The sequence below is a fragment of the Bradyrhizobium sp. ISRA436 genome, assembly GCF_029910015.1.
Lineage (GTDB): Bacteria > Pseudomonadota > Alphaproteobacteria > Rhizobiales > Xanthobacteraceae > Bradyrhizobium.
The window spans coordinates 3,960,057-3,985,482 of sequence record NZ_CP094519.1 but is presented as its reverse complement, the minus strand read 5'-3'; the positions used below and the strand labels follow the sequence as shown (position 1 = coordinate 3,985,482).

General features: G+C 63.0%; 26 protein-coding genes and 2 pseudogenes. 13 read left to right on the top strand and 15 right to left on the bottom strand.

All coding sequences use genetic code 11. The annotated features are described in order from the left end of the window. Positions 1–36 precede the first annotated feature (36 nt). On the bottom strand, positions 37–1,203 hold the full coding sequence (locus MTX23_RS18885) for an OpgC domain-containing protein (RefSeq protein WP_280971719.1): 1,167 nt from the start codon (positions 1,201–1,203) through the stop codon (positions 37–39). 226 nt (positions 1,204–1,429) lie between these two features. Between MTX23_RS18885 and MTX23_RS18880 the strand changes: the two genes are divergently transcribed. After that, a complete protein-coding gene (locus MTX23_RS18880) occupies positions 1,430–1,735 on the top strand; it encodes an ETC complex I subunit (protein ID WP_280971718.1) in 306 nt (101 codons plus the stop codon). Positions 1,736–1,749: 14 nt separating this feature from the next. Here MTX23_RS18880 and MTX23_RS18875 read toward each other — a convergent pair whose 3' ends face one another. Both MTX23_RS18875 and MTX23_RS18870 read right to left on the bottom strand, forming a co-directional pair. Further along, on the bottom strand, positions 1,750–2,247 hold the full coding sequence (locus MTX23_RS18875) for an Lrp/AsnC family transcriptional regulator (RefSeq protein WP_280971717.1): 498 nt from the start codon (positions 2,245–2,247) through the stop codon (positions 1,750–1,752). Then, positions 2,244–2,906: a TetR/AcrR family transcriptional regulator gene (locus MTX23_RS18870; RefSeq protein WP_280971716.1), complete on the bottom strand. Its 663-nt coding sequence runs from the start codon at positions 2,904–2,906 to the stop codon at positions 2,244–2,246. The genes MTX23_RS18875 and MTX23_RS18870 overlap by 4 nt, the downstream gene beginning before the upstream one ends. A 194-nt stretch (positions 2,907–3,100) precedes the next feature. Here MTX23_RS18870 and MTX23_RS18865 point away from each other — a divergent pair, with 194 nt between their 5' ends. The 4 genes from MTX23_RS18865 (at position 3,101) to MTX23_RS18850 (ending at position 8,877) form a co-directional block, all read left to right on the top strand. After that, positions 3,101–4,273 carry an isovaleryl-CoA dehydrogenase gene (locus MTX23_RS18865; protein WP_280971715.1) on the top strand — a complete coding sequence of 391 codons (1,173 nt, stop codon included), beginning with the start codon at positions 3,101–3,103 and terminating at the stop codon, positions 4,271–4,273. Positions 4,274–4,358: 85 nt separating this feature from the next. After that, positions 4,359–5,963, top strand: a complete 1,605-nt coding sequence (locus MTX23_RS18860; protein WP_280971714.1) for a carboxyl transferase domain-containing protein — start codon at positions 4,359–4,361, stop codon at positions 5,961–5,963. Between the two features lie 2 nt (positions 5,964–5,965). Continuing rightward, on the top strand, positions 5,966–7,975 hold the full coding sequence (locus MTX23_RS18855) for an acetyl/propionyl/methylcrotonyl-CoA carboxylase subunit alpha (RefSeq protein ID WP_280971713.1): 2,010 nt from the start codon (positions 5,966–5,968) through the stop codon (positions 7,973–7,975). Beyond that, positions 7,972–8,877 carry a hydroxymethylglutaryl-CoA lyase gene (locus tag MTX23_RS18850; RefSeq protein WP_280971712.1) on the top strand — a complete coding sequence of 302 codons (906 nt, stop codon included), beginning with the start codon at positions 7,972–7,974 and terminating at the stop codon, positions 8,875–8,877. The genes MTX23_RS18855 and MTX23_RS18850 overlap by 4 nt, the downstream gene beginning before the upstream one ends. A gap of 70 nt (positions 8,878–8,947) precedes the next feature. On the opposite strand, the gene MTX23_RS18845 is transcribed toward MTX23_RS18850, so the two are convergent. From MTX23_RS18845 to dctP, 3 genes are read right to left on the bottom strand one after another with little or no spacing between them, the layout of a single operon-like run. Beyond that, positions 8,948–10,306 (bottom strand): TRAP transporter large permease, encoded by a 1,359-nt coding sequence (locus MTX23_RS18845; protein ID WP_280971711.1) that lies wholly within the window; start codon positions 10,304–10,306, stop codon positions 8,948–8,950. Next, positions 10,303–10,857, bottom strand: a complete 555-nt coding sequence (locus MTX23_RS18840) for a TRAP transporter small permease (RefSeq protein ID WP_280971710.1) — start codon at positions 10,855–10,857, stop codon at positions 10,303–10,305. The genes MTX23_RS18845 and MTX23_RS18840 overlap by 4 nt, the downstream gene beginning before the upstream one ends. After that, entirely contained in the window at positions 10,854–11,876 is a 1,023-nt protein-coding gene (gene dctP, locus MTX23_RS18835; RefSeq protein ID WP_280971709.1) for a TRAP transporter substrate-binding protein DctP, read from the bottom strand. The genes MTX23_RS18840 and dctP overlap by 4 nt, the downstream gene beginning before the upstream one ends. Before the next feature lie 316 nt (positions 11,877–12,192). Here dctP and MTX23_RS18830 point away from each other — a divergent pair, with 316 nt between their 5' ends. Further along, positions 12,193–12,435, top strand: coding sequence for a pentapeptide MXKDX repeat protein (locus MTX23_RS18830; protein WP_280971708.1), 243 nt, complete (start codon positions 12,193–12,195; stop codon positions 12,433–12,435). A gap of 57 nt (positions 12,436–12,492) precedes the next feature. Here MTX23_RS18830 and MTX23_RS18825 read toward each other — a convergent pair whose 3' ends face one another. Both MTX23_RS18825 and MTX23_RS18820 read right to left on the bottom strand, forming a co-directional pair. After that, positions 12,493–12,849, bottom strand: coding sequence for a DUF6481 family protein (locus MTX23_RS18825; protein WP_280971707.1), 357 nt, complete (start codon positions 12,847–12,849; stop codon positions 12,493–12,495). A gap of 254 nt (positions 12,850–13,103) precedes the next feature. After that, positions 13,104–13,328, bottom strand: a complete 225-nt coding sequence (locus MTX23_RS18820; protein ID WP_280971706.1) for a hypothetical protein — start codon at positions 13,326–13,328, stop codon at positions 13,104–13,106. Between the two features lie 186 nt (positions 13,329–13,514). On the opposite strand from MTX23_RS18820, the gene MTX23_RS18815 reads away from it, so the two are divergent. Continuing rightward, the gene (locus MTX23_RS18815) at positions 13,515–13,691 is read left to right on the top strand and encodes a hypothetical protein (RefSeq protein ID WP_280971705.1); all 177 of its coding nucleotides are present in this window, start codon (positions 13,515–13,517) and stop codon (positions 13,689–13,691) included. Positions 13,692–13,773: 82 nt separating this feature from the next. On the opposite strand, the gene MTX23_RS18810 is transcribed toward MTX23_RS18815, so the two are convergent. The 3 genes and pseudogenes from MTX23_RS18810 to MTX23_RS18800 form a co-directional block, all read right to left on the bottom strand. Further along, the gene (locus tag MTX23_RS18810; RefSeq protein WP_280971704.1) at positions 13,774–13,998 is read right to left on the bottom strand and encodes a hypothetical protein; all 225 of its coding nucleotides are present in this window, start codon (positions 13,996–13,998) and stop codon (positions 13,774–13,776) included. A gap of 117 nt (positions 13,999–14,115) precedes the next feature. Beyond that, positions 14,116–14,289 carry a hypothetical protein gene (locus MTX23_RS18805; protein WP_280971703.1) on the bottom strand — a complete coding sequence of 58 codons (174 nt, stop codon included), beginning with the start codon at positions 14,287–14,289 and terminating at the stop codon, positions 14,116–14,118. A gap of 404 nt (positions 14,290–14,693) precedes the next feature. Continuing rightward, positions 14,694–15,653, bottom strand: a pseudogene (locus MTX23_RS18800) (IS481 family transposase); the annotation flags it as partial. Between the two features lie 409 nt (positions 15,654–16,062). Between MTX23_RS18800 and MTX23_RS18795 the strand changes: the two are divergent. Both MTX23_RS18795 and MTX23_RS18790 read left to right on the top strand, forming a co-directional pair. Further along, a complete protein-coding gene (locus tag MTX23_RS18795) occupies positions 16,063–16,977 on the top strand; it encodes a 2-dehydro-3-deoxygalactonokinase (protein ID WP_280971702.1) in 915 nt (304 codons plus the stop codon). Positions 16,978–16,988: 11 nt separating this feature from the next. Next, positions 16,989–17,624 (top strand): 2-dehydro-3-deoxy-6-phosphogalactonate aldolase, encoded by a 636-nt coding sequence (locus tag MTX23_RS18790; protein ID WP_280971701.1) that lies wholly within the window; start codon positions 16,989–16,991, stop codon positions 17,622–17,624. A gap of 47 nt (positions 17,625–17,671) precedes the next feature. Here the strand turns inward: MTX23_RS18790 and MTX23_RS18785 are convergent, their stop codons facing one another. Both MTX23_RS18785 and MTX23_RS18780 read right to left on the bottom strand, forming a co-directional pair. Continuing rightward, the gene (locus MTX23_RS18785; RefSeq protein WP_280971700.1) at positions 17,672–17,857 is read right to left on the bottom strand and encodes a hypothetical protein; all 186 of its coding nucleotides are present in this window, start codon (positions 17,855–17,857) and stop codon (positions 17,672–17,674) included. A gap of 153 nt (positions 17,858–18,010) precedes the next feature. Next, positions 18,011–18,316, bottom strand: a complete 306-nt coding sequence (locus MTX23_RS18780; RefSeq protein ID WP_280971698.1) for a hypothetical protein — start codon at positions 18,314–18,316, stop codon at positions 18,011–18,013. A gap of 217 nt (positions 18,317–18,533) precedes the next feature. Here MTX23_RS18780 and MTX23_RS18775 point away from each other — a divergent pair. The 3 genes and pseudogenes from MTX23_RS18775 (at position 18,534) to MTX23_RS18765 (ending at position 21,199) form a co-directional block, all read left to right on the top strand. Then, positions 18,534–18,946 (top strand): annotated as a pseudogene (locus MTX23_RS18775) (SRPBCC family protein). A 994-nt stretch (positions 18,947–19,940) separates the two neighbouring features. Beyond that, positions 19,941–20,147 (top strand): hypothetical protein, encoded by a 207-nt coding sequence (locus MTX23_RS18770; RefSeq protein WP_280971697.1) that lies wholly within the window; start codon positions 19,941–19,943, stop codon positions 20,145–20,147. An 824-nt stretch (positions 20,148–20,971) separates the two neighbouring features. Next, complete coding sequence (locus MTX23_RS18765; protein ID WP_280971696.1) at positions 20,972–21,199, top strand: cysteine rich repeat-containing protein; 228 nt, start codon at positions 20,972–20,974, stop codon at positions 21,197–21,199. 93 nt (positions 21,200–21,292) lie between these two features. Here MTX23_RS18765 and MTX23_RS18760 read toward each other — a convergent pair whose 3' ends face one another. Both MTX23_RS18760 and MTX23_RS18755 read right to left on the bottom strand, forming a co-directional pair. Next, positions 21,293–21,757 carry a DUF992 domain-containing protein gene (locus MTX23_RS18760; protein WP_280971695.1) on the bottom strand — a complete coding sequence of 155 codons (465 nt, stop codon included), beginning with the start codon at positions 21,755–21,757 and terminating at the stop codon, positions 21,293–21,295. A 200-nt stretch (positions 21,758–21,957) separates the two neighbouring features. After that, a complete protein-coding gene (locus MTX23_RS18755) occupies positions 21,958–22,251 on the bottom strand; it encodes a hypothetical protein (protein ID WP_280971694.1) in 294 nt (97 codons plus the stop codon). Between the two features lie 1,979 nt (positions 22,252–24,230). On the opposite strand from MTX23_RS18755, the gene MTX23_RS18750 reads away from it, so the two are divergent. Then, entirely contained in the window at positions 24,231–25,418 is a 1,188-nt protein-coding gene (locus MTX23_RS18750) for an IS481 family transposase (RefSeq protein WP_280971693.1), read from the top strand. Positions 25,419–25,426 lie beyond the last annotated feature (8 nt).

Here is a 25,426-nt window from a genome sequence, read left to right as displayed (position 1 = left end):
CGGAAAGGGCAGCCGCCGGGAAAGTGAGGCAACCTGTCAGCCTGCCCTGGCTTGCGCCGGCGGCTTGGCGGGGGCCGGCGGCTTGACCGGCTTGTCTTGCCGCTTCGACCAGGAGATGTAGTAGGCCACGATCGTCATGATCGCGATGCCGGAGATGCTGACGAAGATCTGGGCGAACAGCGAGCCCGAGCTCATCGACAGCTCGAAATGGCCGACGAAGGACAGGAATACGCCGACGCAGAACACCGCGAGCGATTGCTGGCCGCACACGATCAGCGGGTCGAACATCTTCCACTCCAGCGCCTCCCAGTCCTTCGGGATGAACCGGATCACCAGCACAACGATCACCGCGAAATGCAGGAAGCGATAGGGCGCGAGGTTGGTCTTGTCGTTCGGGTTGAACGCCGAATAGAGCCAGTCCGGGAACATCGCGCCGAACTCGGGGAAGCGTCCGGCCATGGTCATGATCAGCCCGAAGATTAGATAGGCGACGCAGAACCAGAGCGTGTAGCGCGAGTTGATGATGTGCATGTTCCGCCGCGCGCCGCCGAGCGCGCACCACGATCCGAACACGAACAGCACCTGCCAGCAGAACGGATTGAAGTACCAGGTTCCTGCGGGGTAGGCCGGCAGGTTCCAGCCCATATGCCGCGACACCAGCCACAGCACCAGCGAGGCCAGCATGGTCCAGTTCGGCTGCCGCAGCATGAACCACAGCACCGGCGGGAACAGCCCCATCAGCACAATGTAGAGCGGCAGCACGTCGAGGTTAACCGGCTTGAACTTGAGGAACAGGCCTTGCCGCAACGTCTCGGTCGCGTTGTCGACGAGGCCCGCGACGTTGAACTCGTTGATCATCTCGGAATCGCCGAAACGCAGCGCGAGATAGCTGATCGAAGCGATGTAGATCACGAACAGGATGATGTGGGCGACATAAAGTTGCCAGACGCGCTTGGTCAGCCGCGTGGCGCCGACGATGAAGCCCCGCTCCAGCATCATGCGGGCATAGACGAAGGATGCTGTGTAGCCGGAGATGAAGACGAAGAGGTCAGCGGCGTCGCTGAATCCGTAATTCCGAGTCGTGATCCAGTTCACGACATTGTCGGGGATGTGGTCGAGATAGATCGCCCAGTTCGCAATTCCCCGGAACAGGTCGAGCCGGAGGTCACGTCCTTTTTCGGGCAGGGTGGCGTGGATTTCCATGGGCCGCTTCTTCGAGGTGACGCTTTCGAGAAGGCCGCGCTGCCGGCCGCGGGAAGCCCCCGAGGCCCAGATTGTCACAGCGCGGTAGAATGACTATATCGGTCCGGCGAAGGTAACATCCGGGAATGGGGAATCACCGATCACATCGCTGAGCGGTGTCTCTATACTATCCCGGCGGTTTCCTCCATTCGCTTCATGTTGCATATCCCACGAGGCCCGACCATCCATGACCGCACGCATTTTTAAGCCCGCCAAAAACGCGATGCAATCGGGACGCGCCACGGCCAAGGACTGGCAACTGGATTACGAGCCGGAGCAGCCCCGCACCGTGGAGCCGCTGATGGGCTGGACCTCGTCCACCGACATGAAGCAGCAGCTCTCGCTCCGGTTCGAGACCAAGGAAGAAGCGGTCGGCTATTGCGAGCGCAAGGGCATCGCCTACCAGGTGATCGAGCCGCAGGCATCGGCGCCTCGCCAGATCGCCTATGCCGACAATTTCGCGTTCCGCCGCTGGGAGCCCTGGACTCACTAGGGCCATTCCGGAGATTAGGTCGCCGGGCTTGGAGCGGCCAGGCTGCCGGGGATCGGCAACGGCGCGTCTTTCGAGACGCCGAGGACCGGAAAGCTTCTGATTTTGCGAACATTCGGCAGGCTTGCGAACTGCAGGAGCTGCTGACGCATGTCGTTGACATCAGGTGCGACGCATTTGAGCATGAAATCGGCGTCGCCCGAGATCCGCCAGCACTGCAGAAAGCGCGGCACCGCCGCCACGGCGGCCTCAAACGCCTCGATCGCCGAAAGCGTCTGGCTCTCGAGCTGGATCAGGACGAAGGTCGTGACCTCATAGCCGAGCATCCGTTCGTCGAGGGTCGCGCGGACGGCCTGGATCACCCCGCGGCTGCGCAGCGCCCTGACACGGCGAAGACAAGGTGGGGCGGTGATGCCGACGCGGGCTGCGAGTTCGTTGATCCTGATCCGGCCGTCGTTCTGCAGTTCGGACAGGATCCTGAGGTCGATGTCATCGAACTGTTGGCGTTCCGTCACCGGCGTTCACCCGCCACAGCGCTGCGGAGACCCTCGCTGCTCCTGCGCACTTCGCCCGCTCGGGTTAGCGCAGCGCCGACACCTGACAGCACCAGCTTCTCGTGGGCTGCGACGATCGCCTCCTTCGTCAACCGGCCTCCGGGGCGATACCAGGTGCAAAGCCCGGTCAGGAGCGCGATGATCGCAAAGGTTGCGACCTGGATGTCGACGACCTCAAAGACGCCTTCGGACACCCCGTCAGTGAGGATCTGGGCCAGCCGCTGCTCGTAGGCGCCGCGCAGCGCCACAACGGCCTCATAGTTCTTCGGCTCGAGACTGCGCAGCTCGGAATTGGCGATAAAGACCTCGCGTTTCCGCGTCATGTGGTAGGTGACGTGGAAGCCGACGAAGGTACGCAGCTTTTCGACTGGATCGGCCTTTCCGTCGAGCGCATGATCGAGCTGGCGCAGGAGATCGTTGATATGGTCCTGCACCAGGTCGAACAACAGATCCTGCTTGGTGCTGATATGATTGTAGAGCGAGCCGGCCTGGATGCCGACCTCGGCGGCGAGCTGGCGCAGGCTCATCGCCTCATAGCCGTGCTCGTAGATCAGGCGCACGCCGGCCTTGCGGATCGCCTCCAGCGTCTTGGGACCGTGTGAGCCGATCGTGCGTGCCATCGAAGCCTCGGATGGGTGTTGGCTTGCAGCGGATATCTCGGAAACAAGCGAACGACCGTATGTTTATTGCACAAAATCCTAGCAGATTCAATGTGCTGCTGGGTTCGTTTGCAAACCATAGCACGATGGCTTGCGAAGCCAATAAAAAAACGTATGATCGTTTAATTGCAGGATGAATCTCTAAGGGAGGGATCATGGCCTCGAACCAGGCGGCAATGTTCAATTTCGACCTCGGCGAGACCGCGCATGCGATCCGCGAGACGGTGCATGATTTCGCGACCAACGAGATCGCGCCGCGGGCGGCCGAGATCGATCGCTCCAACCAGTTTCCGCGCGACCTTTGGCCGAAGCTCGGCGCGCTGGGCCTGCACGGCATTACGGTCGAGGAGGAGTATGGCGGCTCGGGCCTCGGCTATCTCGAGCATTGCGTCGCGCTGGAAGAGATCTCGCGGGCATCCGCGTCGGTTGGCCTGTCCTACGGCGCGCATTCCAACCTCTGCGTCAACCAGATCCGCCGCAATGGCAACGAGACGCAGAAGCGCAAGTATCTGCCGAAGCTGATCTCGGGCGAGCATGTCGGCTCACTCGCGATGTCGGAGCCCTCGGCCGGCTCGGACGTGGTCTCGATGAAGACCCGCGCCGAGAAGAAGGGCGACCACTTCGTGCTGAACGGCAACAAGATGTGGATCACCAACGGGCCCGTCGCCGATACGCTTGTGGTCTATGCCAAGACCGATCCGAATGCCGGGCCGCGCGGCATCACCGCTTTCATCATCGAAAAGGGCATGAAGGGCTTTTCCACCGCGCAGAAGCTCGACAAGCTCGGCATGCGCGGCTCCGACACCTGCGAACTGGTGTTCGAGGATTGCGAGGTGCCGCAGGAGAACGTGCTTGGCGAGCTCGGCCGCGGCGTCAATGTGTTGATGTCCGGCCTCGACTATGAGCGCGCGGTGCTGGCTGCCGGTCCGATCGGTATCATGCAGGCCTGCATGGATGTGGTGCTGCCTTATGTTCACGAGCGCAAGCAGTTCGGCGAGCCGATCGGCGAGTTCCAGCTGGTGCAGGGCAAGATCGCCGACATGTACACCACGATGAACGCCTCGCGCGCCTACGTCTATGCGGTGGCCAAGGCCTGCGATCGCGGCGAGACCACGCGCGAGGATGCCGCCGGTGCGATCCTCTACGCCGCCGAGAAGGCCACTCAATGCGCGCTGGATGCGATCCAGCTCCTGGGCGGCAACGGCTACATCAACGACTACCCGACGGGCCGCCTGTTGCGCGACGCCAAGCTCTACGAGATCGGCGCCGGCACCAGCGAGATCCGTCGCATGCTGATCGGCCGCGAGCTGTTCACCAAGACGGCGTGAAGATCCACAATGCATCGCGCCGCCCGGCGCGATGATCTATTTTGCGCAAGTCCTGACGGTATCACCAACGAGACGTGCAACGCATATGCTGCTTCATTCGACGATCGATCCGACATCCCAAGAATTTGCGCATAACGCCGAGGTGATGCGCGGCCTGGTCGCTGAGCTCCGCGACAAGCTCGATCAAGTCGCCGGCGGCGGGGGCGAGACCTCGCGCAAGCGCCACACCTCGCGCGGCAAGATGTTGGCACGCGATCGCGTCGATCTTCTGATCGACCCCGGCACGGCATTCCTGGAACTGTCGCCGCTGGCCGCCAATGGCCTCTATGGCGGCGACGTGCATTCGGCGAGCATTGTCACCGGCATCGGACGCATTGCTGGGCGCGAATGCATCATCGTCGCCAACGACGCCACGATCAAGGGCGGGACCTACTACCCGATGACGGTGAAGAAGCATCTCCGCGCCCAGGACATCGCGCGGCAGAACAATCTGCCCTGCGTCTACATGGTGGATTCCGGCGGCGCGTTCCTGCCGCTGCAGGACGAGATCTTCCCCGATGAGCGGCATTTCGGGCGCATCTTCTACAACCAGGCCCAGATGTCTGCAGCCGGCATTCCGCAGATCGCGATCGTGATGGGCTCCTGCACCGCGGGCGGCGCCTATGTGCCGGCGATGTCGGACGAGAGCATTATCGTGCGCAATCAGGGCACCATCTTCCTCGGCGGTCCGCCGCTGGTGAAGGCTGCGACCGGCGAGGTCGTCACGGCCGAGGAACTCGGTGGCGCCGATGTTCATTCGCGGCACTCCGGCGTCACTGATCACTACGCGCAGAACGACGCCCATGCGATCGGGATCGCCCGGCGCATCGTGGGTACGCTGAAGCAGCCCGCGCGCGCGCCGCTCAACATGCGCAACCCCCAGGAGCCGCTGTTTCAGGCCGAGGAAATCTACGGCGTTGTGTCTGCCGACGGGCGCAAGCCGTTCGACGTGCACGACATCATCGCGCGGATCGTCGACGGCTCCGAGTTCGACGAGTTCAAGAGGCTCTACGGTACCACGCTGATTTGCGGCTTCGCCCATATCTGGGGCTATCCGGTCGGCATCATCGCCAACAACGGCATCCTGTTCAGCGAGAGCTCGCTGAAGGGCGCGCATTTCATCGAGCTGTGCTGCCAGCGCGGCATTCCGCTGGTGTTCCTGCAGAACATCACCGGCTTCATGGTCGGCAAGAAGTACGAGGCGGGCGGCATCGCCCGCGACGGCGCCAAGCTGGTGACCGCGGTGGCCACCGCCGGCGTGCCGAAATTCACCGTCGTGATCGGCGGCTCCTACGGAGCCGGCAATTACGGCATGTGCGGCCGCGCCTACAGCCCGCGCTTCCTCTGGCTCTGGCCCAACGCCCGCATCTCCGTGATGGGCGGCGAGCAGGCCTCGATGGTGCTGAGCCAGGTCCGCCGCGACAATATCGAGGCCAAGGGCGAGACCTGGTCGGCGGAAGAGGAGGAGAAATTCCGCGCGCCCATCCGCGCCCAGTATGAGAGCCAGGGCAATCCCTATTACGCCACCGCGCGACTCTGGGACGACGGCGTGATTGATCCTGCCGATACCCGGCTGGTGCTTGGGCTCGGGCTGTCGGTCGCCGCCAATGCACCGATCGAGCCGACGAAGTTTGGCCTGTTCAGGATGTGACCATGGACCGCTCAAGACTCTACCGGCGCTTCCGCACGCTTCTGATCGCCAACCGCGGCGAAATCGCCTGCCGCGTCATCCGCTCCGCGCGCGCCATGGGGCTGCGCACGGTCGCCGTCTATTCGGAAGCCGACCGTGAGGCGATGCATGTCGCGCTGGCCGACGAGGCCGTGCTGCTCGGACCCGCGCGGGCGCGCGACAGCTATCTCAACATCGAGCGGGTGATCGCAGCCGCGCGCGAAACCGGCGCTGAGGCGGTGCATCCCGGCTACGGCTTCCTCTCGGAAAATGCCGAGTTCGCCCAGGCCTGTCTCGAGGCCGGATTGGTATTCGTCGGCCCGACCGCCGAGATGATGACGGCGATGGGCTCCAAGTCAGGCTCCAAGGCGCTGATGGAGAAGGCTGGTGTGCCGCTGGTGCCAGGCTATCATGGCGAAGCCCAGGACGAGGCCACTCTTGCCGACGCCGCCAACCGGATCGGCTTTCCGCTGTTGGTGAAGGCCTCCGCCGGCGGCGGCGGTCGCGGCATGCGCGTGGTCAATTCGGCGGCCGAGCTGTCGGCTGCGATCGTTAGCGCCAAGCGCGAGGCCAAGGCGGCGTTCGGCGACGACCGGATGCTGATCGAGAAATTCGTGCAGAACCCGCGCCATATCGAGGTGCAGATCGTTGGTGACCGCCATGGCAATCTGCTCTCGCTGTGGGAGCGCGAATGCACGCTGCAGCGGCGGCACCAGAAGGTGATCGAGGAGGCGCCGTCGCCGACCTTGAATGCCGCGCAGCGTGAAACGGTCTGCGAAGCCGCGCGCAAGGCGGCCGGTGCGGTCAACTACGTCGGCGCCGGTACGATCGAGTTCGTCTCCGACGGCAAGGACGTGTTCTTCATCGAGATGAACACCCGCTTGCAGGTCGAGCATCCCGTCACCGAGCTGATCACCGGCGTCGATCTCGTCGAATGGCAGCTACGCGTCGCGTTCGGCGAGGCGCTGCCGCTGAAACAGGATGAGGTCAAGCTCAACGGCCACGCCATCGAGGCGCGTGTCTACGCGGAAAATCCGCGGAAGAACTTCATGCCGTCAGTTGGCCGCATCAAGACCTGGCGGACGCCGCCGCAACGCGACGGCCTGCGTATCGACGCCGGTTACCGCAGCGGCGACAGCGTGTCGCCATATTACGACGCCATGCTCGCCAAGGTGATCGCCTGGGCGCCGACCCGTCAGGCGGCGATCGAGAAGCTCAATCGTGGGCTGGAAGAGACCGATGTCCGCGGCATCGTCACCAACATCCCCTTCCTCTCGGCGCTGGTGACCCATCCGGCCACGCGCGCCAATACGATCGATACCGGCTTCATCGAGCGCGAGCTGAAGAGCCTGACGGCCGAGAAAGGCGCGGCCGGCGAGTTCGAGCTTTGTGCAGCGGTGGCTGCGATCGTGAACGAGGAGCAGAAGGCCGCGCGGAGTGAGGCGAGCTCGCCCTGGCAGACCTTCGGCTGGATGCCGGTCGGCCGCCGCCAGCGTGTCTTCTCGTTGCGGCAAGGCCACGAACCAGCGCAGACCATCACGCTGCACTATGGCAACGGGCCGTCGACGCTGTCCGTCGGCGGGCGCGAACCGACCTTCACCATTTCGTCTCCCGATGACCGCGGCTTCGACCTGACGCTGAATGGCGTGAAGTCGCGTGTGGCGTCCGTGATCGAGGGGCACGAGCTCTACTTGCGGACCCGCAACGGCCGCTTCGACCTGCACTGGGTCGATCCGTTCGGTGGCGAGAGCGAGGAGCACGTCGGCGAGGACAAGATCGTCGCGCCCTTGCCGGGCACCGTGGTGGCGCTGCTTGCCGAGGAAGGCGCGACGCTCGAGAAGGGCGCGCCAATCCTCACGCTGGAAGTGATGAAGATGGAGCAGACCCTGCGCGCGCCCTATGCGGGCGTGCTGAAGAAGCTCAAATGCAAGGTCGGCGACATCGTCGGTGAGGGCGTTGAGCTTGCCGAGGTGGAGCCGCTGGCTGAGTCATGAGCGATCGTATCAGCATCATCGAGGTTGGCCCGCGCGACGGGCTACAGAACGAGAAGACGCCGATCAGCGTCGCCGACCGCATCGCGTTCGTCGAGCGCCTGATCGACGCGGGCCTGCCGACGGTTGAGGTCGGCGCGTTCGTGTCGCCAAAGGCGGTTCCGCAGATGATGGGATCCGCCGACGTGCTGCGCGGCGTGGGCCACCTCAAGGGCGAGTTTCACGTGCTGGTGCCGAACGAGAAGGGCTACGAGGCGTCGCAGGCCGCTGGCGCCAAGGTGATCGCGGTGTTCGCGTCCGCGTCCGAGGGCTTCTCCCGCGCCAACATCAACTGCTCGGTTGCGGAATCGATCGAGCGGTTCAAGCCGGTGCTGGCGCGCGCCAAGGCCGACGGCATCAAGGTGCGCGGCTATATCTCCTGCGTGCTCGGCTGCCCGTTCGACGGCGAGGTGAAGCCGCAGGCGGTCGTCGATGTCGCCAAGACGCTGTTCGATCTCGGCTGCTACGAAATCTCGCTCGGCGACACCATCGGCGTCGGCACGCCGGTCAAGGCGCGGGAGCTGATGCGCGCGGTCGGCGGCAGCGTTCCCATGGCCAAGCTCGCGATGCATTTCCACGACACCTATGGCCAGGCGCTCGCCAATCTCTATGCCGGCATGGAGGAGGGCGTCCGTGTCATCGATTCCGCAGCCGGCGGTCTCGGCGGCTGCCCCTACGCGCCCGGCGCGACCGGGAATGTTGCAACCGAGGATGTGGTCTACATGCTCGAGGGCATGGGGATCAGAACCGGCGTCGACATGGAGAAGCTCCTGGTTGCGACGAACGAGGTCAGCAGGCTGCTGGGACGGCCGCCAGTAAGCCGCGTCGCCTCCGCGCTCAATGCGAAGAAGCGTCGTGCTTCGTAGCGTGGGTAGAGCGCAGCGAAACCCACGAACGTGATGGGTTTCGCTGCGCTCTACCCATCCTACAGAGGTTCTATCCCCCTCCCTCCGACCCCATGACGAGGTTCGGCAGCCAGGTGGAGATCTCCGGGAAGATGCAGAGCAGCAGCACCGCGAACATCATCAGGAGCACGAACGGCAACGTGCCCCAGATCACCTCGCTCAAGGAGATGTCGGGTGCGACGTTGCGGATGACGAAGATGTTCAGGCCGACCGGCGGATGGATCAGGCCCATCTCCATCACGATGGTCATGACCACGCCGAACCAGATGATGTCGAAATTGGCGGCGCGGAGCGGCGGCAGGATGATTGGCGCGGTCATCAGGATGATCGAGACCGGCGGCAGGAAGAAGCCGAGCACGATCACCATCACCAGGATCGCGAACAACAGCTCCCAGCGCGGCAGATGCATGGCCACGATTGATTCCGCTGCCGACTGCGAGATGTGCAGGTAGCTCATCACGTAGGAATAGAGCAGCGACATGCCGATGATCAGCATCAGCATGGTGGATTCGCGGATCGTCGATTTCAGGATTGGCGACAGGTCGCCCGGCCGCCACACGCTGTAGATCACCGCGATCAGCGCGAGCGCCAGCAGGCCGCCGAGACCGGCCGTTTCCGACGGGGTCGCATAGCCGCCATAGAGCGCGATCATCACGCCGGTCAAGAGCAGCACAAACGGGAGCACGCGCGGCAGCGCGCTGAAGCGCTCTGCCATGGTGAACTCGTCGTGCTGTAGGATCGCGGCGTCCTTGCCGGTGGCGTCATAGGCGGCGCGGGCGGCGGCATATTCCTTCCGGAAACGGAACACCGCGTACAGGCCGAACAGCGTCACCAGCAGCAGTCCGGGACCGATGCCGGCGAGAAACAGCCGGCCCAGCGATTTCTCGGCAGCGACCGCGAACAGGATCATCGTGATCGAGGGGGGCAACAGGATGCCGAGCGTGCCGCCGGCGGCGATGATGCCCGCGGCAAAGCCGCCGGAATAGCCGCGCTTGCGCATCTCGGGGATGCCAGCCGAACCGATCGCAGAGCACGTCGCGGGCGAGGAGCCGGCCATCGCCGCGAACAGCGCGCAGGCGAACACATTGGCGACGCCGAGGCCGCCGGGGATTCGGTGCAGCCAGGCATGCAGCGCCGAGTAGAGGTCCTGGCCAGCGCGGGACTTGCCGATGGCTGCTCCCTTCAGGATGAACAGCGGGATCGACAGCAACGTGATCGACGCCATTTCCTCGTAGACGTTCTGCGTTACCGTATCGAGCGAGGCGGCGGGCATGTAGATCGCCATAAAGACGACGGCGACGGCGCCCAGGGCGAATGCAATGGGCATGCCTGAGAACATCGCGAACAGGGTGGCAAGCCCGTAGGAGATGCCAATTCCGAACACGGTCATCGGCGGCCGCCACCGGTCAGCGGAACGAGGATCTGCAGCAGGATCTGCACACAGAGCAGGCTCATGCCAAGTGCCATCAGCCCATAGGGGATCGCGAGCGGCGGCGACCACATCGAGTTCGAGACCTGGCCGTCGACATAGGCTTCGTGCGCCAGGGTCCAGGACTTCCAGGCGAAGAAGGTGCAGAACGCGAAACTTGCGAGATCGACCAGCCAGAGCCGGACGCTATTCGCTCGCTTCGAGAGCAGGCCGACAAACGCCTCGATGCTGACATGGCCGCGCTGGCTCTGCACATAGGCCGAGGTCATGAAGGTGGCGCCGACCAGGAGGAACACCGCGGCCTCGTCCTGCCAGTAATTGGCCATGTGGAAGAGCGCACGCCCGAGCACGCTGTAGCTCAGGATGACGCAGGCTGCGACCAGGGCGACCGCCGCGAACACGACGATGATGTTGTTGCAGATACGAAGCGCGCGCTCGAGAACAGCCACGGGCGAGCTGCCCTTGGCCATATGTGCGGCTTCCGGTTGATCCGCGATCGGACCATGCATCATGCGGCGACGTCGCTTGCGAGCTTCAGGAGCTTGGCTGCGGTCGCCGTCTTGGCGCCGTAGTCCTTCCAGGCGGTATCGCGCGCGATGTCGCGCCACTTGCCAACGGTGGCGGCATCGAGTGCGCTGACCTTGGCGCCGGCCTTCTCATAGACCTTGGCGACCTCGGCGTCGTCGTCCTGCGCGCCCTTGCGGCCGAAGGCTTCGAGCTCCGCGCCGACGGCCAGGATGATGTCCTGCTGGTTCTTCGGCAGCTTGTCGAAGATCGCCTTCGACATCATCAGCGGCTCCAGCATGAACCAGTAGGAGGCGCCGGCACCCGAAGTCAGCGATTTCGCGACCTCTTCGAGACGGAACGAGATCAGGCTGGTGGAGGAGGTGATGCCGGCATCGCAGGCGCCGGTCTGCATCGCCGCATAGATTTCGTTGGAGGGCACCGACAGCACCGCGGCGCCGGCGGTCTGCAGCACCATGTCCATCTCGCGCGAACCGCCGCGCACCTTCATGCCCTTGGCGTCCTCCGGCGCAACGATCGGCTTCGAGCGGCTGGCAACGCCGCCGGCCTGCCAGACCCAGGTGAGCAGCAGGATGCCCTTGTCGGCGAGGAAATCGCTCAGTGCCTTGCCGACCGGCTCCTTCTTCCAGCGCAGCCCCTGATCGTAGGTCGTCACCAGCCCGGGCATCAGGCCGATATTGGTCTCGGGCAGCTCGCCGCCGGCATAGGGCATCGGATACAGGCTGATATCCAGCGCGCCCTTGCGCATCGCCGAGAACTGCGCGTTGGTCTTGATCAGCGACGAGTTCGGATAGACCTCGGCCGCGATCTCGCCGCCCGAGCGCTTCGCAACCTCGGCCGCGAACATTCTGCACAGCCGGTCGCGGAAGTCGCCCTTGTCGATGGTGCCGCCGGGAAACTGGTGCGAGATCTTCAGCGTGGTCGCGGCGTGCGCGGTCCCGATGCCCATCCGCAGGATGGCGGGTGCGGCCAGAGCGGACGCGAGGACGTGGCGGCGTGTAAGCATGATGTCTCCCCCTGGTGAGCTTCTTGAGTGGCTGGCTAGGCCGGTGCCGGGCGCACCATAGCCGGTCTTCGCGCGAATCTTCTCTAGTCTGATAGTTCGAGGCGCCCTGATAGTGCGAGCAGCTGTGCGCCGGCAAGCTTTGACGTTGCTGCGGCGCACACTGCGGCGCGACGACGTCGCAGTTCAACCCATGCGGGTGAGCTCACTCAAGCGGCATCGCGGGTTCAAGAGTTTGTTATTGAGGTAACGAGTGATGGTCCCGGCGCGTCGAGCAGGGAGCGGCAGTCGTCGCTTTCACATTCGCTTCACACAAGGGATGACCCTCATGACCACCAAGACCTGCATCGGCCTCTCGGCCGCGATCCTCTCGTTCAGCCTCGCGCTCGCACCGGCCGCGCTCGCTCAGGACAAGATGGGCAAGGACGACGCGATGAAGAAGGAGGACGCGATGTCCAAGGATCACATGAAGAAGGAAGGCGGCATGATGAAGAAGGACGACGCCATGAAGAAGGATGGCGGGATGATGAAGAAAGACGACGGCATGATGAAGAAGAACTGATCGCCGCCGTCACGCCATCGTCGCCAGGCCCGCCGCCGGGGCGGGCCTGTTGCGCGCTTACCGCTTCTTCTTGCCGCGTTCCTTGCGCGCTGCGTAGCGGGCGTCGCGTTTGGCCTTTTGTTCGGCGAGGAGGGCCTCCTGCCGGGCGGCTTCTTCTTCCTTCTCGCGCGCGATCCGGGCTGCCTCGGCGGCAGCGGCTTCTTCCTCGCGGCGCTTCTGTTCGGCCTTCTCGGCCTCGCGGGCTTCCTTGGCTTTGGCGCGGCGTTCCGCGATCGCCGCGCGCTCCTCGGCCCGCGCCTTCACGGCCGGATCGTCAGGTCCCGGCCGGGCGCGAAACTTGTTGAGGATGTCCTGCCGCGCCTGCTGGGCCGCTTTCTGGCGGTCGGCAAAACCCGGTTCCTTGAAGCCACTCATAGAGGAAGCCTTGCTGCTTTCTGTTCGGTGATGGATGGGGATTCAGTTCGGCGTTTCAATAAGTGAACGGCGGCGAAAATGCCAGCGTCGAAGGACGGGCGGTAAAGCAGGGGAGATATGAGTGAGCGGCAAATGGCCCAAAACGATGCCGATCAGCGCGCTGACATTAGCGCTCCTCGACAAGATCGCGATGATCGCATCCGGCAAATGACCAGCGCCGGTGAGTGAACGATCACCGCCATCCGCCGAATATCCTAGCCGCGCTGGACATGCGCGCGGCGCCCGCTGCTGCCCAGAACCTTGGCGACCGTCTCGGCGGTCATCGCGATCCGGTCGGACATGCGCTGGGCCTCCAGCCGGTCACGGGCCCTTTCCTTGATCAGCAGATCGATCAGCCGCAGCCGGCTGGCTTCGTCGACGGCTTCAGACAGCAACTGCCTGTAGCGATGGAAGTCGTAGGTCGTTTCCTGCTCGCTCATTGGCACGCCCCGCACACGCGCTCCATTGAGCGAGCAGTTTTTCGCAAGCCGTCGCTGCGTGCAATGGAATTGCGGCATCGATGTCCGGCCCATCGACTTTAACTGTGCGACTGTTGCAGATTTGATCGCACGCCAGCGGGCAAAGCGGTCATGATGCGCCCGGAATGACTTGGAGCCGGAGCAATCATGGGTGATCCGGACGACGGTGGCGGCCGCCGCGGCGCGCTGGTGGGATTGCTGGTGGCGGCCGTGATGCTCGCGGTCGGGCTCTGGCTCGCCCATGCCCTGACCTCGGCGAGCAAGATACAGGACTGTGTGATGGCCGGCCGGAGCAACTGCAATGTGATCGAGCCGGCGCGCTAACGGTTCTTGCGGCAGTGCAGTATCGACCCCAGATGGCGCAATCAGGGTAACGCGAAATAAACGGCCTGGATTGTGATCCCAATCACAGGGGAATCGGGTGCGCCGATCCAAGATGCCTGGGATCGACAGGAACCAAAGCGATGATCTCTAAGCTGTGGTCCAGAAAGGGCGTGGCGCTCGCCGCCGCGGCCGCAATATGCGCTGGTTTGGCGGCGCTCGTGTCGTTCGGCCTGCCGTCGCCGGAGCCGGCCTCCAGTGCGGCGCTCGGTCCCCAGTGGCAGTGCAGCCGGGTTGCCTTCGTATTCACCAGTTGCACCCGCACGGCCGAGGCCGGAAATAATAAGGTGATTCGCGTGCGGGCGAAGGAGGATTGCCCCCCTCGGGGGACCTAGCGGGCCGCCGGGCCGGCAACGGGTCCTGGCAGTTACTTCTTCGCGGCTCGCGACTTGATCGACAGCCCGAGTCGCATCGCCATCTTTTTGATTCGGTCCGGCGAGCGCCCGGTGACCTTGGCGACCTCCTCGAGCGACTTGGAGGCGCGAGCCAGTTCCATGAGGCGGCGGTCTTCCTTGAACGACCAGCGCGGCTTTCGAGCCATCCTGTTGATATCCTCGCATTACCGGACAACAAAGCCGCCAAGCGAAAGCGCCTGACGGCTTTGCCGGTGTGGGCCCGGACCTTGGGGAATTGTCCGGTGGATAAGCAATACTGCTTCCGGATAAGGTCGCAATTGAAACCAGAACTTAACCTAACCGGTAAAGGTTACTTCGGTGGAACGTGGCAGGAGGCCTTATGCTCAAGGTCGCCGTTCTGGGTGCCGCAGCACTTTGCCTGTCCGGTTGCTGGTCTGATCCGGAGGTCACGGGATCGACCAACGCCTGCGCGGCCAATCTCTACAGCCAATACAATCCCAAGGTCATGGACCAGTGCGCCAACGCCTGCATCAAGTGTGACCACGGCAACGTAACCACCTGCACAACGTCCTGTACGCTGAAGGGCGCGGAGCCTCAAGAGGTTGTTCCCGGTTAATCCGAGCCTGCTGATCGGCGGCTTTGAGCCGATACTGCCATGAGGACGATGCCAGTTGTAGCGGTGAAGCCATCGTGGCAGCTCCGCGGCTCTTTCTGTTGAGGTGTTGTAGGCCTGCGCGTAGGCCCATTCTCGCAGGCTGGTCTGAATGAAGCGTTCGGCCTTGCCATTGGTTTTGGGCGTATAGGGCTTGGTGCGGATGTGCTTGAGGCCGAGGCGCTGACATGCCTTTCGGAAGGCGGCGGATTTGTAGCACGCGCCGTTGTCGGTCATGACGCGCTCGACCTTCACGCCCAGGCTCACGTAGTAGGCCACCGCCGCCTTGAGGAAGGCGACGGCACAGCCCTTTCGCGCGTTCTTCATGACCTGGCTGAAGGCGATCCGCGACGCATCGTCGATGCAAACATGGACGTATTCCCAACCTGGTCCTTGACGGCGAGAACGCAGGTTGCTCGCCCCACGTCGATCGCCGGTGATCCGATGGCCGATCCGATTGAACTTGCCGAGCTTTTTGATGTCGATGTGGATCAGCTCACCAGGATGCTGGCGCTCATAGCGCCGGATCGGCTCAGCCGGCTCCAGCGCAGCCAGCCGGTTCAAACCGAGCCGGCGCAGGATCCGGCTGACGGTTGCTGCTGAGACCCCGACCTCGCGCGCGATCTGCTTGCCGGTGTGGCGCTGCCGGCGGAACGTCTCGACAGCGGCGCATGTGGCGGCCGGGGTTTGGCTTGGCAAGGAATGCGGCCGTGAGGACCGATCCTGCAAACCATCGACGCCTTCTGCGCGGAAGCGCTTGACCCATTTGGCGACTGTCTTCGCCGTAACATTGAATTGGCGCGCGGCGGCGGCCTTCGTCAGGCCGCTCTCGATCACGCTCCGCGCCATCGCCGCTCGACCTTTTGGCGTCAAAGGCGCATTCTTGTGGATGTTCATCTGGTCTCTCCGGGGAACCCTGAAGCGTCGCAGCCTCAGCTTCCTCGGTTCAGACCAGATGGACAACCTCCTGAAAGCTCACAACTAGGGCGTCAGGCCTGCACGACTTCACCGTCCGCTATCTGCCACGCTCGTCAGTCGTGACAGCGGCGTCCACCGCATCTCGACCCAACACTCGTGACGATCGCGAAGCGCCCCTCAAGCAGGTGAGACGTGCGAACAATACACTGAGTTGCAATTCTGATAAACAGAAATATTTCTGCCGCGAGGGCTGGACATTTGCCAAATCGCGTGAAGCAAAATGTGAGTTGCCCGTCGCGGCGCAGATCGCAGGACTCTCACGCCACGCACCTTCGTGCTACCCATCGTCCTCGAATCCGTCCCAGCAAACGCCCGGAACCGAGCCGAAATGACTAGTGCCGCATATGTCGCCGTCGATTGGGGCACCAGCAGTTTCCGGCTGTGGCTGATGGATCGCTCCGGCCGCGCCCTGGATCAACGCCGTAGCGACGAAGGCATGGTGGCCGCGGCGAAGCCCGGCTTTGCGTCGGTGCTGCAATCGCATCTCGATGCACTCGGCGTGGCCGCCGACCTGCCGGTCGTGATCTGCGGCATGGCTGGCGCGCGACAGGGCTGGGTCGAGGCCGGCTATATCGACACTCCCGCGCATCTTTCCGATGTACTCGATCACGCCGTCGTGGTCGGCGGCCAGGCGCGCGACATCCGGATCCTGCCGGGGATCGCGCAGCGCGATACCGCGGCACCGGACGTGATGCGCGGCGAGGAGACCCAGTTGCTCGGGGCGCTTGGCTTCGACGCGGCCGGTGAGGCGGTCGTGTGCATGCCGGGAACGCATTCCAAATGGGTGCGCATGCGCGGCGAAACGGTCGAACGCTTTGCGACATTCATGACGGGAGAGCTGTTCAGCGCGGTCGCGCGCGAGACGATCCTGTCGCACGCCGTCAATGGTGCCGGGGAGGCCGTCGACCAGGATGCGTTCGGGGCGGCCGTAACCGACGCGTTCAACGCGCCGGCGCTCGCGGCCAACCTGCTGTTCCGCGTGCGATCGCGACAGCTTCTGTTCGGTGGCAGTGCCTCGGCTGCGCGCGAGACGATCTCGGGCACATTGATCGGCCTCGAGCTGGCGGCCGGTCTAGCAGAACGTCCGCGCGAAACCCCGGTCATGCTGATTGCCTCGGGGCGGCTTCAGCGGCTCTATCAGATGGCGCTCGAAACCCTTTCGATTCCGCTCCGCTTTGTCGATGCGGAAGAGGCGGTCCGTCGCGGCCTGTCGAGGGCCGCGGCGGCAATATGGAAGAGCTGAAGGACAACGCAATGAGTATCCCGTTTCCGCCGATGAAGCGTCCGCTGGTCGCGATCCTGCGCGGCATCAAGCCGGACGAGGCCGATGGTATCGTGAGCGCGCTGATCGAGGCGGGCATGACAGCAATCGAGATTCCGCTGAATTCGCCGGAGCCGTTCCGCTCGATCGAGGTCGCCGTGAAGCGTGCGCCGGCCGATGTCCTGATCGGCGCGGGCACCGTGTTGACGGCCGCGGAGGTCGACCGTCTCCATGATGTCGGCGGCCGGCTGATCGTCTCTCCGAACGTCGATGTCGACGTGCTGGCGCGCGCTCGCGAGCGCGCAATGGTCACCATGCCCGGCGTGTTCTCGCCGACCGAGGCGCTGCTGGCGGCGAAGGCGGAAGCGTCGAGCCTGAAGTTCTTTCCGGCGAGCGTGCTCGGGGCGGCCGGCATCACCGCGATCCGCGCGGTGCTGCCGCCGAACCTGATGATCGCAGCGGTCGGCGGCGTCTCCGACCAGAATTTTGCTGACTATGTGAAGGCCGGCATCCGTGCCTTCGGTCTCGGCAGCAGTCTCTACAAGCCGGGCATGACGGCCACGGACATCGCAATCAGGGCGAAGGCAACGATCGAGGGGTATGACGCGGCGATTCGGCGTGCACCATAGAACTTCAAGATGGCTCTCGAAGTGGCTTTCAGGTCGCGCGCTGCCGCTTACGCGGCCTCGCCGGACTGGTAGGTCGCAGTCCCAACCGATCGCCCGCCGATCGAAAATTGAACTTTGTGAGCTCGCCAGTCGCCATCGCGCACGGTCTGGAGAATGATCCTCGCAATATCCGTGTAATCGTCGAATTCACAGGGGTCGAGGGTAAAGCCATAATTGGGAAGCAACTGGTTCAAGCTGTCTCGCACTTCCAAAACGACTAGCATAATTTGGGCTTCTCAACGAAAGGATTGTCCTTTCTGAAAAGTGTGATGCATCGCTTAAGGCCCGGTTAATTTTTCGCCGTTGCGTCGCGCAGGATCGATGCCGACTTCGTGATCGTGCGGAAGCTATTCATCCCGCTTGCCGCCGTCGATCACCCTGAACAGGGGCGCCGCCTCGCGGGGATGCTCGAGCAGCTCATCGACCATGGCGATGGCGGCCGCAACGTACTTGCTCGTCGCGCTGTCGAGCGGCCGCTCGGCTTCATCGGCAAGCGCCAGCTTGGCGCCCTCCAGCAGCTTGCGGGTGCGGGCGGCGGATTCATCTCCGGCCGTCAGCGAGGCTCTGGCGATCGACCGCAGGACGAACAGCTCGCCCTCCAGCCGCAGCAGTCGATCGTTCAGCTTGCTCAGGACGGTGTTCAGGTTCCGCATGGGGTTCTCTCGCGGTCGTTCGGGCGGCCGCGGCTCTGGCCGTCCAAGGCTTGCAACGGCATTATCCTTACACGGCCATTCCTGACGAAATTGTTGTGTCGGCCGCCGGCTGGCGGAGGGGCAGTCGGGCGCATTTTGTGGATCAGAGGGAACGTCGCAGATTGGCGCGGTTCCGGCGCACCGGCCGGGCAAATCCGCAAATCATGAGGACAAGCAAGTGAAGATCGCCGTCGAAACGACCGTTGCCGCACCGATCGCCGAGTCTGGCGGGCCTATACGACGCCTGACGACATCAAGCAGTGGAACGCTGCCTCCGACGATTGGCACACCACCGCGGCGACCGTCGACTTGCGCGTGGGCGGTGCCTTCTCGTCGCGGATGGAGGCCAAGAACGGCAGCATGGGATTTGATTTCGCCGGCACCTACACCAAGGTGGAGGCGCCCCGGCTGCTCGAATATTCTTTCGGCGACCGTACCGCGCAGATTGCATTCACGCCGGAGGGCAGCGACGTCAAGGTGCAGGTTGCGTTCGACAGCGAGGACACCCATTCGCTCGAGCAGCAGCGCGGCGGCTGGCAGGCCATCCTGAACAATTTCAAGCGTTACGTCGAAGCGAGGTCGCGGTCCTGACGCGCGGCTGCGGGAGGACCACGTGATCGACGCGCTCAAGGTCTGCGGCTTCGGGGAAGGTGATAATCTCGCACGTCATCGTCACGGGTCGTCAGGAGCAAATGCGATGCGTTCTGTTCTGGCTCTTGGTCTGCTGCTCATCCTGTGCGCGTCCGCGAGCGCCGCACCGGTGCGTCACGCCCGCGCCCGCCAGCCTGTGTCTACGCATCCGCCCGCGGCCGCAGCCCCGAGGCCGCGCTTCGCGGTGCCTGGCTGGAGCGACGAGGCGACGCGCCAATGGCTTGACCGGGCTTCGTCCATGGTTGGGCGAGGAGGATAGTCAGTCGCCACGAGCCCGGCGGGCGGAAACGCTGTTTCCGTTCTTGCTGACTTCGCCGCGATCCTCCGCAGCGTCGGATGCGCCTGGCCCTCGTGTCTTCCCCGAATGTTAGTGAACGACCGGCTCGCCATGAAAACGGCGGTGCAGCTTCCGCTGACGCCGAAACTGAATTCGAAGACGAGCCGCGGCACGCGTCCGAGCGCAAACATCGGCAGCCATCGCGGGTTCTCCCTGATGTCAGCAACATGTGTCGGCAAACGTTTGATCATTCGTCCGATTTTCGTAACGATCCTTGGCCCGCTGTGCACCAGGGCGGGAGTAGCCCCTTAAGCAGTTCGGTAGTCTGCGTTGTCGTTCAGAATTGGACATGACGGCTCGCAGCTCCTGGGCTGGGTGGACTTCCACGACCGTACATTCAAGCGTAGCCATCTCGTCGCGCCGCGGACCACGAAGATTTCCGCCATGAACCCGCCCGAACGGGGTATCCCGAAATCACATCTCCCATTGCCGCTTTTCCGCGTACAGTGCTTGCTGCTCGTACACAGCGCCCATGGGATGGTGGACGGCTTCCGGTGCTCTTGACCGGGGTGTCCCGGTCACGTCGAGGCTGTTCACCAGCCCCGCCGGAATGTTTACCGCCTTTCAGTCCAGCTCTACGTTGCGTTGGGGGAAGTGATGAAAACAAGCGCTTGCGGCGATATGACTGATGAGAAATTGGCTCGCCAACGCGCGCACGAAAATAACATCGCGCGCTATCGCGGCTTGCTCCAGACCCGACTCTCGGACGTCGAACGCCACTTCATCGATCAGCGCCTTGCCGAAGAGCAGGCTGCCCTATCAATGCTTGCTCAGCCCAATGAAACAACGTTCGTCGCGCCTTGACCAATCCCTTGTTTGCCGGAGCATCATCGCCGCGATTGCTGGCGGCTTCTCGCCGCGCGCTATCGGAGCGATCATTGGGTATGAGGCGCCCTCAAAAGATCACCGTCGGCGAGATGCACACGGCAGGCGTGCGCGGAGTGCTGGTCTTCTGTTCGGATTACGCGTGCAGCCACTCGATCGCACTCATGGCGGACCGCTGGAGCAACGATCTGCGGCTCTCCGATATCGAGCCGCGGCTCGTCTACTCTGTCTGCGGTAAGCGCTGCGCCGACGTGCGGCCGAACTTTAAACTGGGACATCAAGGGGCCTATTGGCGGGATGGGTTACTGCATTCCCCAACCCTGAAGGCAATCGTCCCGCGCGCCGGTCAGAATCTGGGACGCGAGCGGGGGGCGCCCTCGCGGGCCACCCGCCTGTGCTTCCGAAGTAGGTGGCCCGCTTCCGAGGGCCGGATAAGCCGGGGAGGCTCACGCCAGCTTTGCTCGCCGCGCGATTAGACGGCCAGTCCAATGGGTCCGCAATTGGGGAAACGGGATTACCTCGCTCGGTCGAGTGCAAGGGCCCATCTTCTCTGAAGTATTTCCATCCGGAAGCGCTGAGACCAACCAGATCAAGCGCGATGCGATTGCTGCGCGCCCAAGCATCTCCAAGCTATACGCGACGGGAGCGCTCTTCGGACGCTCGGTGATCGGTCGCGGTACAGCGCGACGAGCCTGCGTTCGTCCGGTGGGTCGATTCCTCGCCCAACCGAGGGAACCGCGCGATAGGTTCGCGCCTTATCCCGCGTTCGGAAGTGTTGTGTCACGGACCAAGGGAGAAGGTCGATGCGCCAGCTAATGCTCGCCGCTGTTGCGTTGCTGATTGGGACGTCATCGTCCTGGGCTCAGGGGCACATGGGATCACCACAGGAGCAGCAGGCGTGCAGGCGAGATGCACAGCGATTTTGCCGCAAGGATCTCGCCGATGACAACGCGGTTCAACAGTGCTTGCAGCAACACCGAACGAGGTTGAGCAGAAGCTGCCGGAAGGTATTTGAGAGCCACGGAATGTAGAATAGTCGGCTCGTTGGCATAGCCGGCCGTGTTGGTGATGAAGCCGGCACGGGCCTCGCCTTTCGCCACGAGGCCGATAGCGCGGGGCGGCGATCAGGATCCTCGATCCATCGGTCGAATCTCCAGGTTTTCGATGTTCGCGGGCGGTGCTGAGGCTTCATTCCGCTCGGTCAACGGACGCAATGTGATCGTGGCATTTGCGCCGCCGACCAGAACGTTGGTGCCGGCGTCGCCGGCGTGCGTGTAAGTGCCGACGAGATCGTCGATCCCGAGCCATGGCACGGGCGCCATCACCTTCCAATTCAGTGCGACGTCCCTTTCGCCGATGAAGACTTCGAAATTCTGAATGGCTGCGACGTAGCGACTATCCGGCGAGCTATCGACATGCAGCACGCAATTGAGATTGGTCACCGAGCCCAGAACGAACCCGGTGTCGGGGCCACCACGACACTCAAGCGTTCCGGCCGGTACCTGCTGTGCAACGGCGATTCCCACCGGCGCAGCGAAGCCGGCTGCGCCACACGCCGCAAGGACGACCAAATGACGCGCGGTACGCATGGTCCGGTACAATGCGAATGGGGAGCGATCGGTTCGCTATCTCGGGGGAAGTCCCCCACTCGTGGTTAAGAGAACCCTAGACCGCAATATTGGCGACGGCGAGAGACGACAAGCCGGAGCGCCCTCTCGTCGGTCAGGTGGTTTGCGGGCCGCGCGAAGCTTGTGGCTGCGCAAAAATACAAACGACCTAAAAGACACGCTCAGGATTTATCATGCTTCTGGCCGCCCTTGTGCTCAGCCTTGTGGGCGCCCTTGTGGCCGCCACGACCAGGACCGGTTCCAGACTTGTCGCCCTTGGCGAGGATCACATTGCCTCCTGAGAAGCCTCCGTGGCCGCTTCCGGCGACATCGCCGGGAGCGATTTGGCGCTTTTGGATAGCAGCCCCAGCAGCTCCCAATTCAGGATCTCCGACCTGCTCTCGGCCGGCCGTCAACGCCATCACTGCCGTCGGCGCCAAAAAAATGACTGTCAAGGCCAGAATCGTTCTCCGCATGGCACTCCTCCAGATGGAAACTCATAGAAACTCCGAAATCGGCCCCTAAGTTCCCGACACTTAAGGACACGACGTGTCTTGGGTATTCTTTCAAAGCGGTCCTCGTTGTGGGGCGAGGGAGCAATACTGGCGCGCATAGTTCCTGCACAAAGCCACACACCCGAATTGGTTGCACAGTGTGCCAAATTCGAGAGGCTTTCAGCCGCTCCCGGCGCCTACAAGGCACTTTCGCTGATGAACATAGATCTCGATATCAGATCTATCCTGAGGATGGAGGGCATGCCTTTTGGTTTGGTGACGCCGAAGCGTTTCTTGGAGATATCGAGCAATTCGTCACGGGACATCGCGAGAAGCGGTCAAACGACCTTGAGCGAGTATTGGCCACTGTTCTTTTCACCGATATCGTGGACTCGACCCGCAGCGCTTCCGATATGGGCGATTTGACTTGACGTCGCTTGCTCGACAAGCACGCTAGCGAAGCAATCGTAGAAAAGCATCGCGGCAATCTCGTTAAGTCTAGCGGTGATGGATTCTGGCGACATTTGATGGGCCGGGCGCGCAGTGAAATGCGCGATGGCGTTTACAGCGGCGGCGCATCGACTTGGCCTGCGGCTGCGAGCCGGTCTTCATACCGGCGAGATCGAGCGCAGGGGTCAAGATATTGGTGGCATAGCAGTCCATACCGCCGCGCGTGTGATGGCCCGATGCCAACCTAACGGAGTTCTAGCATCGAGAGTCGTAACCGATCTGGTCGCCGGGGCTGGTTTGAAGTTCTCGGAGCGCGGCTCCCATGAACTGAAAGGCATACCTGGTCGATGGGAGCTATTTGCCCCGCGAATGCTTAGTGCGGTCTGCGACTAAGGCGCGGTCACATAAGGGATCGTCGCCCGCGCCAGCGTGATCGGCAGTGGCCGTCTAAATCCACGGCCATCAGTTGGAGCCATGACGGTGAATGGCGCGATCGGGACGAGGAGGTCGACAACCGCGTTCTCATGGCTCGCAGGCTCCTAATTGACCTTGCGGGTGGGAGCCATCAGGGGAACTTCGGGGGCAATTCGCCTAGAGCCTCGGCGATACCGTCCCAAGAAAAGACGCCGCCGGTCTCACAAATACCGACGGACGCTGAAATCCCCAGCAGCGAACGTACTGCACCGCCTGTGCCAAAGGCAGATGGCGCACATTGCGAGCAACCAAGCGGATTATGTGGCGTTTCCGTTCACGTGTTCCCTGAACCCAGGGAGGGTTTCCGATGTTCAGAAAAGTGTTTCTATCCCTAGTCGCTGCAGCCATAGGCGGGGCGCCGACGGTGGCTTCTGCGCGCGGCGGATTCGGCTTTCATGGAGGCGGTTTCCATGGTGGCTTCGCGGGAGGTGGTTGGCACCGCGGATTTGGCCCCGCCATCGCTGGCGGATTGATCGCGGGAGCCGTGATCGGAGGTCTCGCTTCGTCCGCATATGCTTGGGGGCCAGACTACGATTACTACGATGGGTATGCGCCGGCGTATTATCCGGGGCCGTACTATCGGGGCTGCCCTGAGCCTGGCTATGGGGCCTACTACAACTGCGGAGCCTATGCCGTGCCAGGGTATGGCTATTCATACGTTCCTTGGTAGGATTCTAATTCCGATCGAGAGACCACCCGCCGGTTCACGCCGGCGGGTTTTTTATCGCCTGCTGGCAATGTGCTCGGGCGAATTGAAGCCTGGCTTCGGCGGCCCCGTCGTCAGCCACATAGCAACGCCAATGGCCAGCGCGACCAGCACGGTAATTGAGAACAAACGCGGAAGCGCCGTGGATCATCCGTGTACGACCGGCTCAGCGGGACTAAACGAGAAAGCCTGAAATTAAAGGGGTTTCCGCAACACTCGATGAGACGCGGGATTTTCGACGCACATTGCGTTGTGCCCTTCCTGAGAGAGGGGTGACAGTTCATTCCGGAGACATGGGTTACACAATCGGGCCTTTTGCGGGGAGCGCAAGATGCCCTGGAAGGTGTGTAAACCCATGGACGAACGACTGAAGTTCATTGCCAGACTTTTGGATGGCGAGCAGATGGCGGGGCTTTGCCGCGAGTTCGGCATCTCCCGCAAGACCGGCTACAAGATCCTCACGCGCTACAACAAGACCGGGCTCGACGGCCTCACCGATCGCTCACGCCGGCCATACCGCCACGCCAATCAGCTTCCGGACCAGATCGAAACGCTGATCGTACGCCTGAAGCAGGACAAGCCGAGCTGGGGCGCCCCAAAGATCAGGGAGCGACTGGCCCGGCTCTATCCGGATGTCCACACGCCCGCGATCAGCACGGTGCATGCGGTGCTCGATCGCCATGGCCTGGTCAAGCGCCGAACCCGACGACGCAACAGGGCTGAGGGCACAGCACTCTCTTGGCCGGCCCAGCCGAACGAGCTGTGGTGCGCCGATTACAAAGGCGAGTTCATGCTTGCCGACCGGCGATACTGCTATCCCTTGACCATCACCGACTTCGCCAGCCGCTATCTCATTGCCTGCGAAGCCCTCTCTACCACCAAGGAAGTCTATGCTTTCCCGGTGGTCGAGAGCGTCTTCAAGGAGTTCGGCCTGCCGCGAGCCATCCGCACCGACAACGGCGTTCCGTTTGCCAGTCCCAATGCTTTGTTCGGTTTAAGCAGGCTGTCGGTCTGGTGGCTCAGGCTCGGTATCGAAATCAAGCGGATCAAGCCCGGCAACCCGCAGCAGAACGGCCGCCATGAGCGCATGCATCTGACCTTGAAGCTGGAGGCCACCAAGCCGGCCGCGCAAAACTTCCTGCAGCAGCAGGCCAGGTTCGATGACTTCATCGACGGCTACAACAACGAGCGGCCACACCAGGCACTCAACATGCAGTGTCCAGCCGAGCGCTATCAGCCCTCGTCCCGGCCATATCGCGGCTTGCCCGACCTCGACTATCCGCTTCACGATAAGGCCGCCACCGTCACCACTTGCGGCCGCATCTGCTTCAATAACCAGAAGATCAATCTCAGTCAGGTCTTCGCCGGCCAGACCGTCGGCATCAAGCAAACCGACGACCGCATTTGGCTCGTCAGCTTCATGGAATATGATCTCGGCTACTTCGACGACGAGACTTGCAGGCTCGAACCCCTTGCAAATCCCTTCGGACCAAAACTGTTACCTATGTCCTCGGAATGAAACGTAAC